Below are 14,272 nucleotides of genomic sequence, written 5' to 3' on the forward strand. Positions count from 1 at the left end.
GCAGAAAACGACGCTGCCGGACGCAGTCCGTCCTCAGACCGCGCCGGGCCGAGCGAAGGCGAGGCAGCCGCTTACTGCGCCCGTACCGGCATCGGCGGCGGAAACACCGGAAATATGGGCCGCGGCAGCACCCGACGCTGCCGTTCGGCGATCACCGCGCCCAGGATCTGCAATGGGGGGTAGCCGACGGGTGGTGCGACGCGGAGCCGATCGCATACTTCGGTTACCAGCACGGTGCCCAAATGGTGCTGGGCGGCGGGGGTGAGCGTGCGGAGCCGAGTCAGATACTGCCGCACCGCCAACGCGAGATCTTCCGGCAGCCCGGACAGGTCGAGTTGCGCGCTCCAGCCCGTCAGCCACGGCGGGGCGATCGCCAGCGCGGGCAGCGGCAGCGGCCGTTGCGCGTGCACGACCACGGTGCCCGCGAGCACGTCACCGATCCGCCGCGCATGTGGCGAGCACATCGAGGTGAGGACCGCGATTGCGCCGAACCCGCCGAGCATCCAGAAGTCGACGATGGCGCCCGCCAGACCGCGGGTGAGCGCGTGCCGGAAGTCGACCGGTCCGCCGTCCTGACGCACCACCCGCAGGCCGAGCATCAGCTTGCCCAATGTCCGCCCACGCCAGACGGTCTCACAGGTCACGGGGTAGCCGACCAGGACAGCCACGACGGTGACCAGCACCACCGCGTCCAGCCACGCCGAATCCACTCCCGCTGGCAGCAGCATCCAGACGATCGCGAACAGGGCGAATCCGAGCGCGCACTGGACCAGCACGTCGATCAGGAACGCGGTGGCCCTGGTGGGGATCCGGGCGATCGGGAGCTCCAGGGCGACCGCTTCGCCGGTTGTGAATTCAGCCATCTCGTTAGCATTCTTGCGACTGACGGGAGTGGGAGGCAACCGAATGGACGTGGACGCATACAGCCTGGCGCACCGCAGGGCATGGGAACGGCTCGACTACCTGTCCACGCGCGGCAGGCTGACCGGCGCCGAGGCGGACGAACTGGTCATGCTCTACCGCCGGACGTCCCAGCAGTTGGCGCGATTGCAGTCGCACAGTCCCGACCCGGAGTTGATCGCCGGACTGAGCGCGCTGCTGGCCCGGGCCCGTGGCCGGGTGCTGGGGACGCGCACCGGCACCTGGCAGGAGATCGGCCGGTTCTTCAGCCACCGTTTCCCGGCGGCGCTCTACCGGTCCTGGCCGTGGTGGGTCGGCGTCGCCGCGGTGTTCCTGCTCGTCACGGCCGGGCTGGCCAGCTGGGTGGACCGGTCCGACTCGGCGCGCAAGATACTCGGAATCCCGAGTGACACCGGTGATCTCACCGCGCCGGGCGGCGCGTTCGAGACGTACTACTCGGAACATCCGCAGGGTGCCTTCGCCGCGCAGGTGTGGACGAACAACGCGTGGGTGGCGGCCATCGCCTTGTTCACCGGTGTGTTGATCCTGCCCGCCGTGTACCTGCTGTTCATGAACGCGCTCAATCTGGGCGTCAGCGCGGGCCTGATGGCCGATGCGGGGCGGCTGGATTCGTTCTTCGGCTTCATCCTCCCGCACGGCACCCTGGAGCTGACGGCCGTGTTCGTCGCGGGCGGTGTGGGGCTGAAACTCGGTTGGACACTGATCGATCCAGGTCGGCTCAGCCGGGTGGAGGCGGTCGCCAGGCAAGGCCGCGCGACCGCGACGGTGGCGCTCGGACTGGTCGCGGTGTTGCTGGTGTGTGGCTTCATCGAGGGATTCGTGACGCCGAGCCCGCTGCCCGCGCCGGTCCGCATCGCGATCGGGTTCACCGCCGAGGCGTTCTTCCTGGTCTATGTCTTCGGGGTCGGGCGTCGCGCGGTGCTGGAGCAGGCGGGCAAGGTCTCCGAGCCGTCGAGGAATCAGCTCGCGAGTGTGAGCGAGACAACATTCAGCACACGCTGAGCGACGCCGGTCTGGGCAACCGGCAGCTAAGCCAGGTTACAGAGTGGTTTCGAGTCCCCCATTTGAGTTCCGCTGGCCGCAGCGAGTCTCGCTCGAGCTGCGGCCAGCGTTACCGTCAACTCTACACAATCGTTATCCCTACGCAACCGTCCCCGCTGAGGTCAAGCGTATAAAGCAGCACGCCAGCAAACCCCCGCGGCAGCCTCCCTCCACCCCGTGCCAGCAAACCTAGCGCGGCGGCCGCATGCATCGTTTCAGCACGCTTACGGCACCCTCGTAATATCTCTTCGGCCGCCACTCCGAATCGCTCCACAAAGGGGTCGCGGATATCTCGAGGGCATTAGCTATGCCGAGGATAGACCACTCCATGGTTTGCCGACATGTGCTCTCACCTGCACGTTCATCCCTCGGAAATGGCGATTGCTGGCCGCCATCGAATGGAAAGCGACCAGAAGTTTGTTTACCTGGTAATAAACCGACGAGTACACAGCCCTGATACAGGAAGACCGGTCAGTTCCCCGACAGGCTCCGCATTAACCGGCCCGCACATCGGACCGGCCGACCAGGCCCTACCGCCGCCATTCAGCACCTCGATCGCAACCATAAAGAAGTGTGTGATCTTCGCCTCACTGCCACGCCACAGCGGCCGCAGCCGCGCGAAATGGGCACCGTGACAGCACAGTTCGAGAGATCCAGGTCACAGTCATCGACCACCTGATCACCGTTTCCCCGTCCAGCGGATCGCCGTTCCCAGCACCGTGGCGCAGCTCCACGCGCGCCAGCCCAATCGCAATGGCCCGGCGCTCCGAGCCGCCTTCGACTCCGTGACCCGGCTCAGCCGACGCGCAGGATTCCGGTAACCGAGCCTTGGGTACCGCCGCACCGCGAATCCTGTTATCCCACGCCAAGACTTGGCACCGGCCACCAGCACATCGCCGCACGGCCAAGGTCTGAAGCGAACAGCATCGTCCGCCGAAGCGGAGTCGATACGATGGCGCCATGAGTGTGCGGGAACGCCTGCTGTCCACCCTCGCGAGTCAGCTCGGCAACCCGCACGGCGTGCTGGGCAAGGGCGTCGCGCTTCTGCTCAACCGCGGCAACAAGACCGCCATCGCCAGTGCGGTCGAGGCCGCCGCAGTCCCGCCCGGCGGGAACGCCGCGGATATCGGATTCGGTGGCGGAGCGGGGCTTTCTCTGCTGCTCGAGCGGGTCGGCGCCGACGGCGTGGTGCACGGCGTCGAGATATCCGCCGACATGCTGGCGCGCGCCCGCTCCGGTTACCCCCGCGACATCGGGTCCGGCCGATTGCGCCTCGCCGAGGGGTCGCTCACCGCACTGCCGCTCGCCGACGACAGCATCGACGTGGCGATCACGGTCAATACCGTCTACTTCGTCCCGGATCTGGCCGCTGCCTGTGCTGAACTCGCGCGGGTCGTTCGACCGGGTGGTCGCCTGGTGATCGGCATCGGTGACCCGGACGCGATGGCGAAGCTGCCGTTCACGTCCTATGGCTTCACCTTGCGTCCGGTCCCGGACGTGATCGCCGCCCTGGAGCAGGCAGGCTGCACCGTCGAACATCAGCGGTTGTCGACCCGGCCGATTCCGCATCATCTTTTGGCCGCGACACCCCGATAGCTACATCAGCGCGCCGCCGTCGACGCGGATCTCGGTCCCCGTTATGTAGCGCCCGTCGTCCGAAGCGACCATGGCGACCACGCCGGCGATGTCCTCCGGGCTGCCGAGCGCTCCCCCGTTCAGCCACCCGGTCATCCGGGAGAAGAGCTGCGGATCGAACCCCTCGGGCTGGTCCAGGATGGACTTCGTCGTGATACCGCTGGTGATACCGGCCGGAACGATGTTCACCGCGCGCAGCCCCTGTTTGGCGTACTCCAGAGCGATGGCGTGGGTGAAGGAGTTCACGCCGCCTTTGGACGCCGCGTAGGACGCGAGGTAGGGAGCCGCGCTGAAGGCCGCGGTCGAGGAGATGTTGACCACGACGCCGCGTCCGGTGTCCAGCAGCGAAGGCAACGCGGCCTGGGTCATCAGGAAGGTGCCGGTGAGATTTACCCCGATGACCTGGTTCCACACCTCGAGCGGCATCTCATGGGTGCGGGCGGGCCGCAGGATGCCCGCCGCGTTCACCAGCACGTCCAGGCCGCCGAGGAAGTCGAGCGCCTGTTCGGTCGCTCCGCGCACGGACGTGGGATCGGCGATGTTCACCTCGACCGTTCGCAATCGTTCAGCGCCGTCACCCGCCTTCTGCGCGGTGGCCGTCAGGCCGGTCACGTCGATGTCGGCGGCCACCAGCTGGGCTTCCTCGTCGAGCAGCCGCAGGGCGATGCCCTGACCGATGCCGGATCCCGCTCCCGTCACCATCACGCGGCGACCGTCAAATCTGCGCATGCCAAAAATTAGAACACGTTCTCATTGAACGTCAAGGTGGTTCCGCCACATCACCGAGCGTATGCCCGGACCCGGCAGTACCCGCCACATACCGACCACCCCTGGTCGATGCTCGGGTCGGCGCCACAACCGGACGCGCGGTTGTCGGACTCAGCGCTCCCCTTGGGCGACGCGCTGGATCATGGCCGCCGTGATCGCACCGTATGCATGACTGGCCGCCGTCGGGCTCAACGGTGTCCTCGTGCAATGCGCAGGATCATGGCCGCCGTCGCCGCGCCGTAAGCATGACTGGCCGCCGTCGGGCGGGCGGTGGGGTAGTTCGAGCGATGCGTGACGAGGACGCCGTTCGGCAGGCTGACAGTGGTGTCCGGAACCGTGGCGACACAGTTGCCGCCCGCCTTGGCCACGAGATCCACGATCACCGTGCCGGGAGCGAGCAGGTCCAAGGACGCTTGCTCCAGCAGGCCGGGCGCGCGAGATCCGCGGTGCACGGCGGTGCCGACGATGAGGTCGGGCGGTGTCGTGGCGAGGAGATCGAGCAGCGGCGCGTTGTCGTCCTGGTTCGCCACGAAGCACCCGGCCCCCGCGCCGAGCGCGGCGGTCTCCTGTTCGAGTCGATTGCCGACCGCGCTCGGCTTCTCGTCGTCGAATGTGCGCGCGGCGGCGATCGCGGCAAGTCCGGCCGCGCCGCAACCCAGGACGAAGGCGCGGACCGGACGCGACCGCACCTGCGGGGAAAGCAGCTGCCTGCCTTCGGCGTAGCCCACCGCGCCCGCGATGCGGCTCATGGCGGACAGCGCATCGATCTCGGTCGTCGTGTCGTCGCGCGGCACCGAGTCGAAGGCGACCGATTCGACGCCGAGCCCACGCAACCGGTCGATCTCGTCGCGGCGGTAGTGCGGATCCTGGAAACCGACCAGGGTCGTCCCGGCCCGCAGCGGCATCGATGCCAGCTCGAAGGCCGGCGGTTTCACCCAGGCCACGATGTCCGAGCGCTCGAATATGGCCGCGCGATCCCCGGCGACGAGCGCCCCGGACGCGCGATATGCGGAGTCGGCGAAACCCGCACCGCGTCCCGCGCCCTCCTCTACGACGACTTGGAGTCCCGCCGTCGAAAGTTCGCGCACGGCCTTCGGAGTGAGCGCGACGCGAGATTCCCGCGGAGCCGTCTCGCGAAGTACCCCCACGATCACCGTGGGGCCCTCGCTTCCGACACGAGGGCAGTGAGACCCCGAGCGGCGAGCGCATCGCTATAGGTCTGTCCATCGACGATGTCGCGGAGTAATTGCTCGAGGCGGTCGAAAAGTTCGTCGATCAATGCGGGTGACTCATGCCGTGGCGCCTTACGGGGTGCAAGGACATTCAGGCGCACACCGGGACGCAGCGACCCGGTCCGGTCCAGCGCCACGCTGTCGACCCCTGCGACGGCGAGCAGCATGTCCTCAACCTGCGCACTGGTATGCATACCAGCCGCGTCGAGCAGGGTCCGATCGAATACCAGCGAAAGGAACATGCCTTCCTGACTGCCCAATGGTCGCAGCGCGTCGGCGCGAAGCCGAGCGTTGATCGCGGTGACGCGCTTGGCGGCCTTTTCGATTTGCGAACGCATGAGCGCGTGGTTGCGTTCGAAATAGTCCTCGGAGGTGTGCTCCAGGATCGCGCGGACCAGGTGGGTGGTCTCGCGCTGGAAGGAGATGGTGAGCCGTTCCCTGATCCGCTCCAGCCACGCGATGTCGCCGGTGCACGCCGCGCCCAGCTTGCAGGGACCGAAGGCGTTGTAGCCCTTGGAGTTTCCCGTGATGGTCAAGACGGCGTCGTACAGGCGCCGAATGCCCTGGTCGGTCTCGACGTGCAACGCCGCGATCGGGATGTGCGAGGCCACCAGCCGGTCGAAGGCCATATCGCAGATGACCGGAACACCGCAGTCGAGCAGAACCCGACCGATCTCCGCCAGTTCGCCCGCCGTGTAGTCGGCGACCACGGGGTTGCCCGGCAGGGTGAGCAGGACACCGCACAGTTCGCCGGTCGCGCGCAATTCGTCGAGGCAGCGTGCGAGCAACAGCGGATCGATCTTGAACTCGTCGTCCGGGGAAACCGGGCAGGGCACGATCCGCAGCCCGAATTTCTCCACGTGGATGCTGGAACTCTTGTAGAAGCCCTCGGGACAGACGATGACCCCGCCGGGCTTGGCCAGCGTGGCGATCGCCTCCTCGAGCAGCAGTGTGCTCGAGTACGGACAGACGATCACCTCTTCCGCGCGTACCCGCACACCGGGGACACCTTCGACCGGATGCGACAGGCGCGCGAAGAGCCTGCGCGCAGCCAACTCTCGCAGGCTCAGTGGTTGCCGCTTGTCATACAACCGTCCATCGAGATAGTCCGCCGGCGGCGCGACGTGCAGAAGCTCCCGCCACGCGCGGTCCAGCGCGGCGATGGCCCGCGCATCCGGCGCACGGCCGGTTTCGCCGTGGTAGGCGTCGATAACCCCCGAGTAGCGGCGGCCGCCGGTCCCGGCGAACCAGGCCTCCGGCGGCAACTGCCCGCGCACTTCCCGTTTCCTGGCCTCGGAGCGGTTGGTCAGGATCGCGAGATCGGCGAGCGCATCGGTGAGCACCGGGCTCCGCGTCACGGCACCTCGCCTTCAACCGAAGATTCTCCTGGTGCGGGCATCGCGTTCCACTTCTCCTGCAGCGCGGCGCGGAACAGGCTGCGGCAATTGCCCTCGGTCAGACGCTCGAAGTCCGCCAGTGGCGGCTCAGCGACGATCTGGTCGACCACGATGGCCGACCCGGCGCGCCTGAGATCGTAGAGTTTCTCGAAGCGCCGCACGGCGAACGCGACATCGTGCTTGAGCACGGAGAAGCGCGTCGCGACCCGCGCCTGGCGCGAATAGTCGTATTCGCCCACCGCCACATAGCGGTCGTCGACCACGAGCATGCTTTGCGCATTGCGCGCGTACTCGCGTTTGACCAGCACACTTTCCACCCCGGCCCGGGCCTGTTTCCACAGCTTGTCCTCGTAGGGCCAGACGTCGGAAATGGTGTCCAGTACATACATCCGGCGTACGTCGATCTTCGGCGGATGCGTCGTGTCGGCCAGGCGCAGGATCGCGGCGTGGTAGTCGTCGCCCACGTCGCCGCCGATGGTGCCCAGATCCGCGGTGTGGATCGCGCGCACTGACGCGGTGGCCTGCTCCAGGATCGTCAGCCAGTCGCTGACGGTGTTCCACTCCCAGACCGTGGCGCTGCGGGAGGGGATCTGCGCGAGGATCTCCTCGGCGCGTTCCAGCTGCCGGTCGGCGATCAGGCGCAGCGGCTCGATCTCCTCCCGCGCGCCGGAGGCGTCGATCAGACTCTGTGCGATACCCAATGCGCGCTCGACCAACTCGGGGTCTTTGCCGAGCAGAACGTTGAACCGCATGCGCAGGTCGTAGTACGCGCTGCTGGTGGGATCGGTGGCGGGAGCGGCGCTGCCGTCCGTCGGTAACTCCGCCCCGAGGGCAAGGCTCAAACGTTCGCGCAGCGCGAGCGGCGGAATCCGGGTGCCGTTCTCGATCTGCTGGATGAGACTGCGCGAGCAACCCGCCCTCGTCGCGAGCGCGGCCTGGGTGTATCCGCGTTCTAGGCGCAGCCTGCGGACCAGGTTGCCGACTTGCTCGTCCGAGCCCGAGTCAGCCATCCCGTGCCTCCCATCCCGAGTCTTGCATACCCCTGCTCACAGAGTGTCACGGTGCGACATTCTAATCACGATGTGTCAACCGGGCATCGGATGAATCGCCAACAGCGCCGCATCGTTGCCAACGAGATGCTCACTCGCACTGCGACTTCCCACCGTCGGGTGATCCAGTATTGCCGCGTCGGCACAAATTACGCCTTGCGATACTCCATTCGTTCACGAGAAGCGATGCAGCAGACCAAACCTGCCACGATTTGATTATCTATCAGTAATTTCAAGCTTGATGGCATACTCAATATCATCTCGATGCGTTAAAGCTTAGTTGACATCCTCACGTGGCGTTCATTAGCCTTATGCTCGAATCCACCGCAAATCGACGTCGGCACAACGGTTATCGCCTGCCGGGTCCCGGTGGGCCGATCACTCGAGGAGGTGCCCGACACGGATACCTCGATATGGCGCGGTCCAGGCACCTCAGGCAACAGCTGTGGCATCACCCGGCCGACCGGCCTTCTCGGCAACTCGCCGATCTCCTGAAACCACTCGGACACATAGCAATCAGGCACGGACGGATCCACCGCGTTCGGGCCGTGACCGAGCACGGTCACCGCGTCCTCAGCCCAACCGCGGTTCCGCGACATCTCGAGCGCAATGAATGAGAGCGGAGCATGGCACTCGATATCACCGACTCGATCATCACCAGCGACATCACCCCGGAAAACGCACGGCTGCTGTCCATTTCTACCGGCGAAGCATGGGAGCTCAGCTGGTTGCCCACCGTCACCCTCACCCGCGAACAAGCCGTGAACGGGATGGTGCTCGACGAGCTGCTCAGCGACCCCGGCACCGCCGCCAACGACCTCGCGCTCGAAGTGGCCACCATCCGCGCCGCCGAGCTCGGCATCAGCCTGCGCGACGTGCTGCTCCGGCTGTACCTCCGCATCGCGCAACGCGATGAGTACAGCGCCCGCCACCCGCACACACCCCTACCGGCAACCTGACGGCCGGAACCCGCCCGCGCACCCGGATCGCGGCAGCGGCCTCGATCACCGCGCCGAGAACGTGTCCGGGAACACGGTGACCGGTGCCGGCTGTACACGCGAACGACCTGCTACTTGCGTATGGCATGCGGGGGGCGAACGATTAATTGTGCGTCGGCCGCGGTCGCGGGCCGTGCGGCGGCACGCCCTCGGTGGACCACGACGCGCCGGCCCCGCGACACCGCGGAGATCGCTCCGCATAAGGAGGATCGATGTTCATCCAAGTCATTCAAGGCAAAGCCGCTGACCCAGCCCGACTGCGTCAGCGCATGGATCGGTGGACCGAGGAACTGCAACCCGGAGCCACCGGCTACCTCGGCATGACCAGCGGATTGTGCGATGACGGAACGTTCGTCGCGCTGGTTCGATTCGAATCCGAGGAGGCGGCGCGCCGCAACAGCGAGCGGGCCGAACAAGGCGCCTGGTGGGCCGAGACCCAGAAATGTTTCGACGGACCAGTCACCTTCCTGGACTGCACCAACGTGACCCAGTGGATGGGTGGCGGCTCCGATCGAGCCGGATTCGTGCAGGTCATGGAGGGCCACACCCGCGACGCGGGCCGGCTGCGCGAACTACTGGAACAGACCGGCGATCGTGTGCACGAATTGCGCCCGGAAATCATCGGCGGCACCCTCGGGACATGCGGCGCCGACGGGTTCGTCGAGACGGTGTATTTCACCTCCGAAACCGAAGCCCGTGAACACGAGAAGATGCAGATTCCCGACGACCTGAGGTCGCTGTTCGACGAGGAACGCAGCCTCATGGGTGAGGTGACCTACTTGGATCTGCACGAGCCGAGGTTGGTGTCGGCGCAGAGGTAGCACAGCGTGCGCCACACGGCAGGACAGAGCCGGAAGCTCGGCGACGCGATAGGCCCGCGGGCGCCGAGCGACCTCGGTCGGCGCGCGGGCCGGCATCGCGCTGATCGAGCGCAACCAGCCCCAACGAGCCCATTACCGCCCCTGTTCCCGGTGGCAGGAGGCTATGTGCCGTGCCATCGGCGATCCGACGGAAGACAACGCCTGGCTCGTCGGGCACATCAGGCAGTGATGGCGCGCTGGACGAACGTCTCCAGCTCCTGCGCTGCCGCCGCCAGATCGAAATCGGGCTCGGCGAGCCATTGGCCGACGAGACCGTCGATCGCGCCTCCGATCACGACAGCGGTCGTCTTCACGTCGAAGTCGCGCAGCTGCCCAGCGGCCTGTCCGGCGGACAGCAGCTCTGCCAGCACTTTCCACCGAGACGAGTCCGCTCGGATGGTCTGGTGCCCGGCCAGCTCCGCGATGGCGAGCGCATCGGTGATCGCCCGGACATGGGTCGGATTGGCAGTCAAATGGCCGATCATGACCCGGATGTAAGCGCGCATCGCCCCCACCGAACGCATCGGCCTCAACGCAACGCCCCACCAAACGCGCTATCCCACCCAACACAATGCCCCAACGCACCGATCCCCACCCAACACAATGCCCCAACGCACCGATCCCCACCCAACGCAACCACCAACAGAGGGGGTCCGGGGGGCGAAGCCCCTCCGGGCGGGGCGTGGGGGTTGCACCCCCACAAAACACGCCGAAACGAGAAAGGCCCGCGCTCTTTGCGAGCACGGGTCTTCCACAAATGAAGGTGGGCGAAGGGGGACTTGAACCCCCACGTCCCGAAGGACACTGGCACCTGAAGCCAGCGCGTCTGCCATTCCGCCACTCGCCCGAGCGACTGGGAGACAGTATCACGCTCCCGCGCCGGATACGAAATCGCCATTTCAGAGGCCTGACAGGGGGCCTGAACGGGCCGGGGAACCCAGCGCCGCCACCAAGAGTTACAGGTGTGGACGATCGTGGATATCATGCAATGAACGTGGTCGATAAGCGACACGCCATACACGCGTGTCGTTGTTACGAATCAGGAAAGAGACGCTCACCGAAAGGAGGCCGAGATGGGCATCGTTTCGCGGTTCGAGCGTCGCCTGCAAGGCGCCGTCGGGGACGTCTTCGCCAGAGTGTTCGGCGGCAATGTCGTGCCCCAGGAGGTGGAGGCGGCGCTGCAACGCGAGGCCACCGATCATGTCCAGGATCTCGGCGGCGGTCATCTGCTGGCACCCAACAGCTATGTGATCACGATCAACTCCTCGGATCATCAACAACTGGACGCCGACCACGACCTCACCACACGCGCGTTCGCCAAACATCTACAGGACTACATCCGCGAGCAAGGCTGGCAGACCTACGGCGAAGTACACGTGGCGTTCGAGGCATCACCTACGCTGCACACCGGACAGTTCAGGGCAAGCGGCCGCGTCGATCCCGATGTCGGCCGTAGAGCCAGCGCGGCTCGCCGCCCCGAATCACCGCCACAACGACCTGCAACCCCGCAACCAGGAGCTGGCCCCATGACGCAGAACTCAGGCTACGACCCGAGCCGTGAGCCCGCGGAGTCCGATCCACGCAACCGCGGGTACGCTCCACCGCCTGCTGGTCGCGGCGGTCCGCAGAACGGCGCGTACCGCGACGACTACGGCCGCGGTGGCGCGTACGGGGCGGATTACCAGGCCCCGGACGCACAGCAGGGTTACAGCGACTACCAGAACGGCTACGACTACCAGCAGGGTGGCCAGGGGTACGGCCAGCAAGGCTACGCCGATCAGGGCTACGGCCAACAGGGCTATGGCGACCAGGGCTACGGCCAGCAGCAGGGCTACGCCGACTCCGGCTACGGCCAGCAAGGCTACGCCGACCAGGGCTACGGCCAGCAAAACCAGGGCTACGGCCAGTCCGGATACGCTCAGTCGGACTACCGCGACCCCGGCTACGGCGATCAGAACTACCCCGAGCAGGGCGGCTACGGCCAGGACGACCAAGGCGGTTATGGCCAGGCCTACTCTCAGCAGCCGGGGTACGGCGCGCCGCAGAGCTACGGCGGTGGCCAGGGCTACGCCGCAGCGCCGCAGGCCGCTTCGGGCTACTCGGCCACCCTGCAACTGGACGACGGCAGTGGCCGGACTTACCAGCTCCGGGAAGGCAGCAACATCATCGGCCGCGGCCAGGACGCGCACTTCCGCCTGCCCGACACGGGCGTTTCGCGCAGGCACATCGAGGTGCGCTGGGACGGCCAGACCGCGATGTTGTCCGATCTCGGCTCGACCAACGGCACCTTGGTCAACGGTTCCCCTGTGCAGGATTGGCAGCTCGCCGACGGCGACGTCATCCGGGCCGGGCACTCCGAGATCCTGATCCGCATCGTCTGATCCCGTAAGCTCGCGGTGCAGGTCACGAGATGGCTCTCGAGGGATTCGTCGGTCGTATCGTGATCGAAATCGACCGACGGCCCTATGATGCTGCCAACACACGCGCGGCGCCGACACCGGGGCCGGCAAGACCAGCAGGCTGGTGGGGGTGGTCGAACCGCACCTACGGCACCGACGTACACGGTCGAACAGGAGGTGGAGCGCCGTGCAGGGACTGATCCTGCAACTGACCCGTGCGGGGTTCCTTCTGCTGTTGTGGTTGTTCGTGTGGGCTGTGCTGCGCACGTTGCGCAGCGACATCTACGCGGCATCCGGCATTCGGATCCAGCCCAGGGCCGCACGCGGCTCCGCGGTGCTGCCGTCCTTCAGCCGGGGCCAGAAGGGCGCCAAATTTCTTGTGGTGACGCAGGGTTCACTCGCCGGCACCCGCATCTCGCTCGGCACCCAACCGGTGCTGATCGGACGTGCGGACGATTCCACGCTGGTACTCACCGATGACTACGCCTCGACCAGACATGCGCGGCTTTCTCCGCGTGGCGACGACTGGTACGTGGAAGACCTCGGCTCGACGAACGGCACGTACCTCGATCGCGCAAAAGTCACCACCGCCGTCCGAGTTCCGCTCGGCACTCCGGTCCGAGTCGGCAAAACAGTGATCGAGCTGCGATCGTGACACTTGTTCTCCGCTACGCAGCGCGCAGCGACCGCGGTCTCGTCCGAGGCAACAACGAAGATTCCGTGTACGCGGGCGCACGACTGCTCGCACTCGCCGACGGCATGGGCGGCCATGCCGCGGGAGAAGTCGCGTCTCAGCTGATGATCGCCGCGCTGGCCCACCTCGACGACGACGAACCGGGCGACGACCTGCTCGGCAAGCTCGATGCGGCGACCCGCGAGGGCAATGCCGCCATCGCCGATCAAGTCGAGGAAGAGCCCGAGCTCGACGGCATGGGCACCACGCTCACCGCGATCCTGTTCGCGGGCAAGAAACTCGGCCTCGTGCACATCGGCGACTCGCGCGCGTATCTGCTGCGCGGCGGCGAGCTCACCCAGATCACCCGGGACGACACTTTCGTCCAGTCGCTGGTTGACGAGGGCAGAATCACCCCTGAGCAGGCGCACTCGCATCCGCAGCGGTCGCTGATCATGCGCGCGCTGACCGGAAACGAGATCGAGCCCACGCTGATCATGCGTGAGTCGCGCGCCGGGGACCGGTATCTGCTGTGCTCCGACGGGCTGTCGGACGTGGTCAGCGACGAGACCATCGCGAACACGATGCGCGAGGGGACCACCGACGAATGCGCCGATCGGCTCATCGAGCTCGCGCTACGCAGCGGCGGTCCCGACAACGTGACCGTTGTTGTGGCCGACGTCATCGATCTGGACTACGGCCAGAGTCACCCGATCGTGGCCGGAGCCGCGTCCGGCGTCGACGACGACACGCCACCCCCGAACACGGCCGCGGGTCGCGCCTCCGCGCTGCGTCCGCCGCGGACCGCGCCGCGCCGGGCCGCCGCAGTACCGGAGCCCCCCGTCAACAAGTCGCGCAGGCTGCGGTGGATCGTGCTCGCGGTGGCGCTGGTCGTCGCCGTCTGCGTCGGGCTCCTGGTCGGCTACAAGATGATCCGCAGCAACTACTACGTCGGCGCCGACGACGGTTCGGTGGTGATCCTGCGCGGGCTGCCCGGCTCGATCCTGGGCTACTCCATCCACGACGTGAACCTGGTCGGCTGTGTGACCCGCAACGGGGAACTCACCCTGACCGAGCCGGGCGAGGATGTTCCGTCGTCGTGCAAGCCGCTGAAGGTCAGCGATCTGAAGCAGACCGGCCGCGATCAGGTGGGCAAGGGGCTGCCGCCCGGTTCGCTGAACAAGGCCAGGGACTCGATGACCTATCTCGCCCAGCGCGAGCTGCTGCCGCCGTGCCCGGCCAAGGAAACGGCGCCGCAACCAGGTGTGGTCCCGCCCACCGAGCCCGCGCCCAACGGCG

At 66.8% G+C, this 14,272-nt stretch carries 13 protein-coding genes and 1 tRNA gene; 7 read left to right on the forward strand and 7 right to left on the reverse strand.

Going from position 1 to position 14,272, the window contains the following annotated elements:
• Positions 1-71 precede the first annotated feature (71 nt).
• A complete protein-coding gene (locus NA4_RS11230) occupies positions 72-863 on the reverse strand; it encodes an RDD family protein (protein WP_067468241.1) in 792 nt (263 codons plus the stop codon).
• 43 nt (positions 864-906) lie between these two features.
• Here NA4_RS11230 and NA4_RS11235 point away from each other — a divergent pair, with 43 nt between their 5' ends.
• Together NA4_RS11235 and NA4_RS11240 are read left to right on the forward strand one after the other, a co-directional pair.
• Positions 907-1,923, forward strand: coding sequence for a stage II sporulation protein M (locus NA4_RS11235; RefSeq protein WP_067468244.1), 1,017 nt, complete (start codon positions 907-909; stop codon positions 1,921-1,923).
• Positions 1,924-2,922: 999 nt separating this feature from the next.
• Entirely contained in the window at positions 2,923-3,558 is a 636-nt protein-coding gene (locus NA4_RS11240) for a class I SAM-dependent methyltransferase (RefSeq protein WP_067468248.1), read from the forward strand.
• Here NA4_RS11240 and NA4_RS11245 read toward each other — a convergent pair whose 3' ends face one another.
• The 4 genes from NA4_RS11245 to NA4_RS11260 form a co-directional block, all read right to left on the reverse strand.
• Positions 3,559-4,326 (reverse strand): SDR family NAD(P)-dependent oxidoreductase, encoded by a 768-nt coding sequence (locus tag NA4_RS11245; protein ID WP_067468251.1) that lies wholly within the window; start codon positions 4,324-4,326, stop codon positions 3,559-3,561.
• A 227-nt stretch (positions 4,327-4,553) separates the two neighbouring features.
• Complete coding sequence (locus NA4_RS11250) at positions 4,554-5,513, reverse strand: Rossmann-fold NAD(P)-binding domain-containing protein (RefSeq protein ID WP_169811014.1); 960 nt, start codon at positions 5,511-5,513, stop codon at positions 4,554-4,556.
• Between the two features lie 2 nt (positions 5,514-5,515).
• Positions 5,516-6,955: a pyridoxal phosphate-dependent aminotransferase gene (locus NA4_RS11255; RefSeq protein ID WP_067468257.1), complete on the reverse strand. Its 1,440-nt coding sequence runs from the start codon at positions 6,953-6,955 to the stop codon at positions 5,516-5,518.
• Positions 6,952-8,004, reverse strand: a complete 1,053-nt coding sequence (locus NA4_RS11260) for a helix-turn-helix transcriptional regulator (RefSeq protein WP_067468261.1) — start codon at positions 8,002-8,004, stop codon at positions 6,952-6,954. Before NA4_RS11260 ends, NA4_RS11255 begins: the two co-directional genes overlap by 4 nt.
• Positions 8,005-8,669: 665 nt before the next feature.
• On the opposite strand from NA4_RS11260, the gene NA4_RS11270 reads away from it, so the two are divergent.
• Both NA4_RS11270 and NA4_RS11275 read left to right on the forward strand, forming a co-directional pair.
• Complete coding sequence (locus NA4_RS11270; protein ID WP_067468267.1) at positions 8,670-9,002, forward strand: hypothetical protein; 333 nt, start codon at positions 8,670-8,672, stop codon at positions 9,000-9,002.
• Positions 9,003-9,253: 251 nt separating this feature from the next.
• Complete coding sequence (locus tag NA4_RS11275) at positions 9,254-9,862, forward strand: hypothetical protein (protein WP_067468270.1); 609 nt, start codon at positions 9,254-9,256, stop codon at positions 9,860-9,862.
• A 218-nt stretch (positions 9,863-10,080) separates the two neighbouring features.
• Here NA4_RS11275 and NA4_RS11280 read toward each other — a convergent pair whose 3' ends face one another.
• Positions 10,081-10,407, reverse strand: coding sequence for a TetR family transcriptional regulator C-terminal domain-containing protein (locus NA4_RS11280; protein WP_067468273.1), 327 nt, complete (start codon positions 10,405-10,407; stop codon positions 10,081-10,083).
• A gap of 258 nt (positions 10,408-10,665) precedes the next feature.
• Positions 10,666-10,748: transfer RNA gene (locus NA4_RS11285), tRNA-Leu, on the reverse strand.
• 226 nt (positions 10,749-10,974) lie between these two features.
• On the opposite strand from NA4_RS11285, the gene NA4_RS11290 reads away from it, so the two are divergent.
• The 3 genes from NA4_RS11290 to NA4_RS11300 form a co-directional block, all read left to right on the forward strand.
• A complete protein-coding gene (locus NA4_RS11290) occupies positions 10,975-12,282 on the forward strand; it encodes an FHA domain-containing protein (protein ID WP_067468276.1) in 1,308 nt (435 codons plus the stop codon).
• A 205-nt stretch (positions 12,283-12,487) separates the two neighbouring features.
• Positions 12,488-12,955: an FHA domain-containing protein FhaB/FipA gene (locus tag NA4_RS11295; RefSeq protein WP_014980860.1), complete on the forward strand. Its 468-nt coding sequence runs from the start codon at positions 12,488-12,490 to the stop codon at positions 12,953-12,955.
• The coding region (locus tag NA4_RS11300) for a PP2C family protein-serine/threonine phosphatase (protein WP_067468280.1) at positions 12,952-14,272 on the forward strand (1,321 nt) is incomplete at its 3' end. The genes NA4_RS11295 and NA4_RS11300, both read left to right, overlap by 4 nt.

Origin of the sequence: Nocardia amamiensis NBRC 102102 (genome assembly GCF_001612745.1) — a bacterium.
Lineage (GTDB): Bacteria > Actinomycetota > Actinomycetes > Mycobacteriales > Mycobacteriaceae > Nocardia > Nocardia amamiensis.

What these genes read in the sequence shown, in the direction of transcription:
- NA4_RS11280 (WP_067468273.1), bottom strand. Translation starts at nt 10,407, where the DNA reads ATGCGCGCTTACATCCGGGTCATGATCGGCCATTTGACTGCCAATCCG.
- NA4_RS11270 (WP_067468267.1), top strand. Translation starts at nt 8,670, where the DNA reads ATGGCACTCGATATCACCGACTCGATCATCACCAGCGACATCACCCCG.
- NA4_RS11275 (WP_067468270.1), top strand. Translation starts at nt 9,254, where the DNA reads ATGTTCATCCAAGTCATTCAAGGCAAAGCCGCTGACCCAGCCCGACTG.
- NA4_RS11235 (WP_067468244.1), top strand. Translation starts at nt 907, where the DNA reads ATGGACGTGGACGCATACAGCCTGGCGCACCGCAGGGCATGGGAACGG.
- NA4_RS11230 (WP_067468241.1), bottom strand. Translation starts at nt 863, where the DNA reads ATGGCTGAATTCACAACCGGCGAAGCGGTCGCCCTGGAGCTCCCGATC.
- NA4_RS11240 (WP_067468248.1), top strand. Translation starts at nt 2,923, where the DNA reads ATGAGTGTGCGGGAACGCCTGCTGTCCACCCTCGCGAGTCAGCTCGGC.
- NA4_RS11260 (WP_067468261.1), bottom strand. Translation starts at nt 8,004, where the DNA reads ATGGCTGACTCGGGCTCGGACGAGCAAGTCGGCAACCTGGTCCGCAGG.
- NA4_RS11245 (WP_067468251.1), bottom strand. Translation starts at nt 4,326, where the DNA reads ATGCGCAGATTTGACGGTCGCCGCGTGATGGTGACGGGAGCGGGATCC.
- NA4_RS11290 (WP_067468276.1), top strand. Translation starts at nt 10,975, where the DNA reads ATGGGCATCGTTTCGCGGTTCGAGCGTCGCCTGCAAGGCGCCGTCGGG.